Origin of the sequence: Embleya sp. NPDC005575, from assembly GCF_040605455.1 — a bacterium.
Lineage (GTDB): Bacteria > Actinomycetota > Actinomycetes > Streptomycetales > Streptomycetaceae > Embleya.
Genome location: NZ_JBEXCV010000257.1, coordinates 1 through 7725, shown reverse-complemented (window position 1 = coordinate 7725; position 7725 = coordinate 1). Strand labels below are relative to the sequence as shown.

Here is a 7725-nt window from a genome sequence, read left to right as displayed (position 1 = left end):
GTGCCGCCGGCTGGCCGCGAACGGATCGCCGTACGCGGAGGCGTGCGCCGCGGTCGCGGGCCTGGCCGAGCGCCACCCCGGCGACCCGGGCGTCGCGGTCGCGCTGCTGCTCAACCACATTCGGCTGCGCGAGGGCGAGGCGGTCTTCCTCGCGGCCGGTATGCCGCACTCCTACCTGCACGGCGTCGTGGTCGAGATCCTCGCCAACTCCGACAACGTGCTGCGCTGTGGGTTGACCGACAAGCACATCGACGTGGGCGAACTGCTGCGAATCATGGCCTTCCGGGCCGGACCGGTGGAGATCCTGGGCCCCGAGCCGACCGAGGCCGACCCCGGCGAGGAGGTCTACGCGACCCAGGTCGCCGACTTCCGACTCTCCCGGCTGCGGACGACCTCGGGCCGCGCGCCGTACCTGCTGGACACCGCCGGCCCGCAGATCCTGCTGTGCGTGCGCGGCGGCGCGACCGCCACCGGCGCGGACGGTGCGACGCTGGAGCTGGCCCGCGGCCAATCGGTATACGTTCGCGCGGGTGAGCCGCGCGTCGCGGTCACCGTCGAGGGGGACGACGGCCTGGTCTTCCGGGCGACCGTCCCGTGTGGTTGAGCCTCGTCGGGCGATCGACGCGGGGGCCGCGGTAACGCAAGCTTCCCGGGGTAGACGGCTGCCCGATGGCACACTGATCGCCGACGAGCGGCAGCCGGCGACCGGTGACGACGATGGTCAACCAACGGGTGGGAGTCGACGTATGAGCGCGGGTGGCGGAACCAAGGCGGTCGTCGCGGCACTGGCGGCGAACCTGGGTATCGCGGTGGGCAAGTTCGTGGCCTTCGCGATCACCCGGTCCTCGTCCATGCTGGCGGAGGGCGTGCACTCGTTGGCCGACTCCGGCAATCAGGTGCTGCTTCTGGTCGGCGGCAAACGCGCGCAGCGCGACGCCACACCCGAGCATCCCTTCGGCTACGGCCGCGAGCGCTACATCTACGGCTTCCTGGTCTCGATCGTGCTGTTCTCCGTCGGCGGCATGTTCGCGATCTACGAGGGCTACGAGAAGATCGCCCACCCGCACGAGCTGAAGAGCTGGTACTGGGCGGTCGGCGTGCTGCTCTTCTCGATCGTCCTGGAGGGTTTTTCCTTCCGGACCGCGATCCGCGAGTCCAACCAACACCGGGGCGCGCTGAGCTGGCCGCAGTTCATCCGCCGGGCCAAGTCGCCCGAGCTGCCGATCGTGCTCCTGGAGGACTTCGGCGCGCTGATCGGCCTGGTCCTGGCGCTGGTCGGGGTCAGCCTCGCGGTGACCACCGGCGACGGTGTGTGGGACGGGATCGGCACGCTGTGCATCGGCGTGCTGCTGGTGCTGATCGCGATCGTGCTCGCGATGGAGACCCGCAGCCTGCTGCTCGGCGAGGCGGCCGGGGTGGAGACGGTCCGGGCGATCGAGACGGCCATCATGGCCGGCCCCGACGTCGAGCGGCTGATCCACATGCGCACGCTGCACCTGGGCCCGGAGGAACTGCTGGTCGCCGCGAAGATCGCGGTCAACCACGACGACACCGCGGCCGAGGTGGCCCGCGCGATCGACGCCGCCGAGGCGCGCGTGCGTGCGGCCGTGCCGATCGCCCGGGTGGTCTACCTGGAGCCGGACATATACCGCACCGAAGAGGCCGCGCGCGGCGCCGATCCCGAGGCCACGCCCGGGGGCAAGGACCCTCACGCCGCCGAGCACTGAGGTGTTAACGTCGGTGACGCACTACGACAGTCGCTGCAGAGGGCGGTCGGGTCCGGGACCCGTAGGCACAGAAGTGTCCGACTGGATGGCACGGCATCGGCGCCCGCGGCTCCGGTGCGTCTCCAGTCCCATCCACCCCTCCGCAGAGGATCCAAAAAAATGGCTTCGCAGCTCGACGGCGACTTCAAGGTCGCCGACCTCTCCCTCGCCGCGTTCGGCCGCAAGGAGATCACCCTCGCCGAGCACGAGATGCCCGGACTGATGTCGATCCGTCGCGAGTTCGCCGCGTCGCAGCCGCTGGCAGGCGCCCGGATCATGGGCTCGCTGCACATGACCGTGCAGACCGCCGTGCTGATCGAGACGCTCGTCGCGCTCGGCGCCGAGGTGCGCTGGGTCTCCTGCAACATCTACTCCACCCAGGACCACGCCGCCGCGGCCATCGCGGTAGGCCCCGAGGGCACCCCCGAGGACCCGCGCGGCGTGCCGGTCTACGCCTGGAAGGGCGAGACCCTGGAGGAGTACTGGTGGTGCACCGAGCAGGCGCTGAACTGGCCCGGCCATGACGGCCCGAACATGATCCTCGACGACGGCGGCGACGCCACGATGCTCGTGCACAAGGGCGTCGAGTTCGAGAAGGCCGGCGCCGTCCCGGACGCGACCGACGCCGACTCCGAGGAGTACACGGTCTTCCTGGCGCTGCTGCGCGCGAGCTTCGCGGAGAACCCGGGCAAGTGGTCCGCGATGGCCCCCGGCATCAAGGGCGTCACCGAGGAGACCACCACCGGCGTGCACCGCCTGTACGAGATGTTCCAGGCCGGTTCGCTGCTCTTCCCGGCGATCAACGTCAACGACTCGGTCACCAAGAGCAAGTTCGACAACAAGTACGGCGTGCGCCACTCGCTCATCGACGGCATCAACCGGGCCACCGACGTGCTCATCGGCGGCAAGGTCGCGGTCGTCTGCGGCTACGGCGACGTCGGCAAGGGTTCGGCCGAGTCGCTGCGCGGCCAGGGTGCCCGGGTGATCGTCACCGAGGTCGACCCGATCTGCGCCCTCCAGGCGGCGATGGACGGGTACCAGGTCACCACGCTGGACGAGGTCGTCGAGATCGGTGACATCTTCGTCACCACGACCGGCAACTTCAACATCATCATGGCGTCCGACATGCAGCGGATGAAGCACCAGGCGATCGTCGGCAACATCGGCCACTTCGACAACGAGATCGACATGGCCGGCCTGGCCAGGATCCCGGGCATCGTCAAGGACGAGGTCAAGCCGCAGGTGCACACCTGGACGTTCCCCGACGGCAAGAAGCTGATCGTGCTGTCCGAGGGCCGGCTGCTCAACCTGGGCAACGCGACCGGTCACCCGAGCTTCGTGATGTCCAACAGCTTCGCGAACCAGACCATCGCGCAGATCGAGCTGTTCACCAAGCCCGAGGAGTACCCGGTCGGCGTCTACGTGCTGCCCAAGCACCTGGACGAGAAGGTCGCCCGCCTGCACCTGGACGCGCTGGGCGTCAAGCTCACGACGCTGACCGAGGAGCAGGCCGCCTACATCGGCGTCAAGGTCGAGGGCCCGTACAAGACGGACGCCTACCGCTACTGACATCGACCGTCGGTGTCGATCACCGATACCGATACCGATCATTTCGACAGGCCGGGCGGCGCACGGATCGTGCGCCGCCCGGCCTGTTGCCGGACAACCATCGAACAACGACACACGACATCCCTCGGGGGGCGGTCGCATGCGACGGCGCATGTACATATCCATCCTGCTGGCCGGGGCCGCGCTGACGGCCTGTCAGGGCGACGGCTCCGAAGCCGAACCCGCGGCAGGGGAGAAGTCGTCCACGGCCGCCTCCGCGCAGAACCAGGTCCCGGCCGGCGGCACCGCGGTCAGCCCGCTGGAGAACGAGGAAGGCGTCAAGCCGGGTCTGGCGCCGCTGACTTCGGCAGCCGACCTGACCCGGGCCCGGGCGCTGATCGGGCGGGTGAACACCAAAGGCCGCGGCCCGCAGACCGGCTACGGCCGGGAGAAGTACGGGCCGGCCTGGACGGACAGCGTCACCGACGTCCCGTTCGGCAGGAACAGCTGCGACACCCGCGACGACATCCTCAAGCGGGACGGCCGGGTGACGCAGTGGAAGGACCGGAAAGGCTGCGTCGTGACCGCCATGACGCTGCCCGATCCCTACTCCGGCAACGACATAGTGTTCACCAAGGCCAAGGCGTCCGCGGTGCAGATAGACCACGTGGTGCCGCTGAGCGCGTCCTGGCAGATGGGCGCCGCGCAGTGGGACAACGACAAACGCCGTCGACTGGCCAACGATCCGCTCAACCTGCTCGCCGTGGACGGCCCGATCAACGGCGGCAAGGGCGATTCGAGCCCGGCCACGTGGTTGCCGCCGAACAAGGCGGTCCGCTGCTCGTACGTGGTCCGCTACGCGCAGGTCTCGATCAAGTACGACCTGCCGGTGACCGACGCGGACAAGCAGGCGATGCTCACCCAGTGTGCGGGCTGACCGGCTCGCCTACGGCCGCAGCACGACCTTGCCCAGGTTGGCGCGCGCCTCGATCACCGCGTGCGCCTTCGCCGCGTCCTCGAACGTCCCGTGCACTCGCGACCCGGAGTCGGCCCGACAGCGCCAGGTCCCACAGCTCCACCCGGTGCCGCTCGTACGACTTCGGGAACGCGGTGGAGAACCGGGCCATCGACATCACCCGCACCCCCGACCCCCGCGACCGGCGCAAGAACGCGATCACCACCACCTCGGCGGGCGAGCAGCGGCCGGCCCGGCAGGAACCGCTGGTGGACGCCGCGATGGACGACCTGCTCGCCCCGCTCGACTCCGCCGAGCAAGCCACCTTCCTCGCCCTGCTCACCCGCGTGGTGGCCGCCGGCGAACCCGCAGTGTCGTAGGGTCCGCGCATGCCCTCAGGCACCTACTCCTTCCACGACCCGCACGACGGCACCGCGCTCGGCGAGGAACGCTTCTCCTGTGCCCCCGGCCCGATCGGCTGGCGCTACACCGGAAGCGGCATCGACCTGACCCTGGACGCGCGGGGCCGCCCGCTGCGCCTGGAGGCGCTCGCCGGCGGCTGGCGGGTCCGCGGCGGCGCGACGGTCGTGGACGGCGGGGCCGGGGTGGTGTGGCTGCGCAGCGCGGCGGATCCGACCCTGGACGTGCCGGCGACCGAGGCCGAGGCGAAGGCCGCCGGCTTCACCGGCCGCTCACCCGCCTTCCTGATCGCCACCGCGACCCTGCTGAACCTGGCCCCCGGCGGCTCCGCGCGGCTGCGCCTGATCGCCCTGACCGAACCGGTGCTGGCGGCACACACCGTGGACCAGTCCTGGACCCTGGCGGCAGTGGAAACCCACGACGGTCTGATCGTCGAACGCTACGAGGTGGACGACCTCGCCACCGGCGAGCGCGCGATCGTGCACCTGAGCGGCGACGTGGTGCTCGCGGCTCCCGGGATCGAGCTCGAAGCCCTCGACACCCCGCCGAACAGGCGGATCACGACGGCGGGGTGAACCCGGGGCGCTCGGGCCGGTCGGGACCAGCGTGCGGTACGTCCGGGGCGGGCCGGGGTTCGGGAGCCGGAGCCGGAGCCGGAGCCGGAGTGTGCGTCGGCGCGGGCGGGGGCGGCGGGACCTGCCCGTGGACCGGTTTCCATGCCGAGGGCCGCCCCGCAGGCTGTGTCGTGGTGGGCGCCGTCGTCGGTGCCGGCATCGGCGCCGGGGAGGAAACGTCGGCGGCATAACCGTGCGCACCGCTCGCGTACCGCTCCCAGTCCCGCCGCTGCCGCTCGGCCAGCACCGCGGCGAGGTAGACCACCGGGTGCATTCCGGCCGGCGGCCCGATTTCGATCCGGTTCGCGGTATCCACCGTCAACCGCTCGCCCAGCGACGCCGCTATCGCCGGATCCAGCTCGCCACGCCGCGACAGGAATTGCCGAATGGCCAGCGCCAGATCGTCGGTCAGCCCGGACAACTCGATCCCGGTCGCCCACGCCGAGGCGGCCGGATGCAGCGGTATCGGCAGGTGCCGTGCACCGGGAGTGCGCTCTCGCACCACGAACGTCCCGGCCGCCATGTCGCCGAGCCGCTTGCCGTCCTTCGAGGCGAGCGACGAGAACACCGCGCCACATCCGAACGTGGTCCAGAAATCCGCGAAGAACCCGAGCAACGCGCGCACCAACGCGTGCCGGAACCGAATCGGCCCGCCGTCGTCGCGAACCACCCGAAGCCCGAGCGCCATCTTGCCCAGCGACCGCCCGTGACTGGCGGTCTCCCACGCGACCGGCCACCCGACCACGACCAACACCACGATCGACAACAACAAAGCCGATGCGAGCGCGTCGTCCTCGACCGGAACCGCCGACGACACCACCCAGACCGCCAGCAGTAGCAGAGCCACCTGCGCGGCCAGGTCGATCACCATCGCGATCGCCCGGCTGGGCAACCGCGCCGGACGCAGGTCGAGCGCGACCGCTTCGCCCGTGACGAGCTCGGACACGTCCACCTCCAGTGTGTGCGTCGATGCCACTCCCAGAGAGGATGCACCGTATGGATGTCGACGTGTTCGTCGCGGTACACCGCCACGAGTGGCAACGCCTGGAACAACTGACGCGCCGGCGGCGGCGATTGTCGGGGCCCGAGGTGGACGAGTTGGTGACGCTGTACCGCCGCACGGCCACCCATCTGTCGACGATCCGCTCCGCCGCACCCGACCCGGTGCTGGTCGGCCGGCTCTCCACCCTGACCGCGCGGGCTCGCTCGGCGGTCACCGCGCCCCGTGCGCCGGCCTGGCGCGAGGCGGTGCTGTTCCTGACCGTTCGATTCCCCGTCGCGGTCTACCGCAGTCGCCGCTGGTGGGGTGTCACGGCGCTGGTCTTCGTCGCACTGGCCTCGATCATCGCGGCCTGGGTGGCACACGACCCGGCGGTCCGCGACGCGGTGGCCGCGCCGGAAGACATCCGGCAGATGACCCGCCCCGGCGGCGACTTCGAGACCTACTACTCCAGCGCCCCCGCGAGTTCGTTCGCCGCCCAAGTGGCCACGAACAACGCGTGGGTGACGGCCGGCTGCCTGGCCCTGGGCATCATGCTCGGTCTGCCGGTGCTGTACATCGTCTTCGGCAACGCGATGAACGTCGGTATCTCGGCGGGCCTGATGGCCGACGCGGGACGCCTGGACGTCTTCTTCGGCCTCATCACGCCACACGGCCTGCTCGAACTCACTGCGGTGTTCATCGCGGCGGGCGTGGGTCTACGTCTGGGCTGGACGGTGATCGACCCGGGCCCCCGGACCCGAGCCAGGGCAATCGCCGAGGAGGGCCGGATCGCCTTGGGCATGGCCGTCGGCCTGGCCCTGGTCCTGGTCGTATCCGGCGTCATCGAGGCCTTCGTGACCCCATCCGGACTACCGACCTGGGGCCGCATCGCGATCGGCGTGGCGGCCGAGTGCCTGTTCCTCGGATACGTGGTGATCCTGGGTCGCCGGGGTGAATTCGCCGGAGAGCAGGGGGATGTGGCATCCTCGGACGTCGCGGACGAGCTGCCGATGATCGCCTGAAAAGGTGATCTTGACAGTCCACCGGCCGCACACGTAGATTCGAAGGGTTGTCGCGAAGTTGTTCAACGGCGCGACGGTCTGGTAGTCTCTGCCAGGGTCGAGCGGGGCGTCCGTCAAGGATCGCATTCCTGCCGCAGCATCACCAACGAATTTCTCGATCATCGATCGCGTTCATTCGCGACGAGTTGGGCTATTTGCTGTTCTTGTGCATGTGGTTTTGGAATTTCCAATCGGCCGGAGCGTGGCGGAAACGGGTTACCGAATCTGCTAAGCTCGAAGAGCCGGAAGTCGGGGAAACGAAAGTTTCGAAGGCGGAAAGCAACGGACGAAAAGCGGGTCGCAGGATCTGCTAGAGTCCGGAAGGCGGAAAGCGCGGAAACGCGGTGGAAGCCGAAAGCGAGGAAAGCGAAGCCGCCGA

8 protein-coding genes and 2 pseudogenes are annotated in these 7725 nt (G+C 69.8%); 7 read left to right on the top strand and 3 right to left on the bottom strand.

The window, feature by feature from the left end:
• The 4 genes and pseudogenes from ABZS54_RS41090 to ABZS54_RS41075 form a co-directional block, all read left to right on the top strand.
• A pseudogene (locus ABZS54_RS41090) lies at positions 1 to 604 on the top strand (mannose-6-phosphate isomerase, class I); the annotation flags it as partial.
• A 142-nt stretch (positions 605 to 746) separates the two neighbouring features.
• Positions 747 to 1727 carry a cation diffusion facilitator family transporter gene (locus ABZS54_RS41085; protein WP_355547976.1) on the top strand — a complete coding sequence of 327 codons (981 nt, stop codon included), beginning with the start codon at positions 747 to 749 and terminating at the stop codon, positions 1725 to 1727.
• 159 nt (positions 1728 to 1886) lie between these two features.
• Positions 1887 to 3335 (top strand): adenosylhomocysteinase, encoded by a 1449-nt coding sequence (gene ahcY, locus ABZS54_RS41080; protein ID WP_355547973.1) that lies wholly within the window; start codon positions 1887 to 1889, stop codon positions 3333 to 3335.
• 151 nt (positions 3336 to 3486) lie between these two features.
• Positions 3487 to 4251 (top strand): HNH endonuclease family protein, encoded by a 765-nt coding sequence (locus ABZS54_RS41075; RefSeq protein WP_355547970.1) that lies wholly within the window; start codon positions 3487 to 3489, stop codon positions 4249 to 4251.
• A 9-nt stretch (positions 4252 to 4260) separates the two neighbouring features.
• Here ABZS54_RS41075 and ABZS54_RS41070 read toward each other — a convergent pair.
• Positions 4261 to 4441, bottom strand: a pseudogene (locus tag ABZS54_RS41070) (zinc-binding dehydrogenase); the annotation flags it as partial.
• On the opposite strand from ABZS54_RS41070, the gene ABZS54_RS41065 reads away from it, so the two are divergent.
• Both ABZS54_RS41065 and ABZS54_RS41060 read left to right on the top strand, forming a co-directional pair.
• Complete coding sequence (locus ABZS54_RS41065; protein ID WP_355547967.1) at positions 4425 to 4649, top strand: hypothetical protein; 225 nt, start codon at positions 4425 to 4427, stop codon at positions 4647 to 4649. The pseudogene ABZS54_RS41070 and the gene ABZS54_RS41065 sit on opposite strands and share 17 nt — an antisense overlap.
• A 9-nt stretch (positions 4650 to 4658) precedes the next feature.
• Positions 4659 to 5264: a hypothetical protein gene (locus ABZS54_RS41060; protein ID WP_355547964.1), complete on the top strand. Its 606-nt coding sequence runs from the start codon at positions 4659 to 4661 to the stop codon at positions 5262 to 5264.
• Here the strand turns inward: ABZS54_RS41060 and ABZS54_RS41055 are convergent.
• Positions 5248 to 6249: an RDD family protein gene (locus tag ABZS54_RS41055; protein ID WP_355547961.1), complete on the bottom strand. Its 1002-nt coding sequence runs from the start codon at positions 6247 to 6249 to the stop codon at positions 5248 to 5250. The genes ABZS54_RS41060 and ABZS54_RS41055 overlap by 17 nt on opposite strands.
• A 50-nt stretch (positions 6250 to 6299) precedes the next feature.
• Between ABZS54_RS41055 and ABZS54_RS41050 the strand changes: the two genes are divergently transcribed.
• Entirely contained in the window at positions 6300 to 7307 is a 1008-nt protein-coding gene (locus tag ABZS54_RS41050; protein WP_355547958.1) for a stage II sporulation protein M, read from the top strand.
• A gap of 158 nt (positions 7308 to 7465) precedes the next feature.
• On the opposite strand, the gene ABZS54_RS41045 is transcribed toward ABZS54_RS41050, so the two are convergent.
• A partial coding sequence (locus ABZS54_RS41045) for a hypothetical protein (RefSeq protein ID WP_355547956.1) occupies positions 7466 to 7725 on the bottom strand: 260 nt, incomplete at its 5' end.

Coding starts and splice junctions, on each gene's coding strand:
- ahcY (WP_355547973.1), top strand. CDS start 1,887: ATGGCTTCGCAGCTCGACGGCGACTTCAAGGTCGCCGACCTCTCCCTC.
- ABZS54_RS41075 (WP_355547970.1), top strand. CDS start 3,487: ATGTACATATCCATCCTGCTGGCCGGGGCCGCGCTGACGGCCTGTCAG.
- ABZS54_RS41060 (WP_355547964.1), top strand. CDS start 4,659: ATGCCCTCAGGCACCTACTCCTTCCACGACCCGCACGACGGCACCGCG.
- ABZS54_RS41085 (WP_355547976.1), top strand. CDS start 747: ATGAGCGCGGGTGGCGGAACCAAGGCGGTCGTCGCGGCACTGGCGGCG.
- ABZS54_RS41050 (WP_355547958.1), top strand. CDS start 6,300: ATGGATGTCGACGTGTTCGTCGCGGTACACCGCCACGAGTGGCAACGC.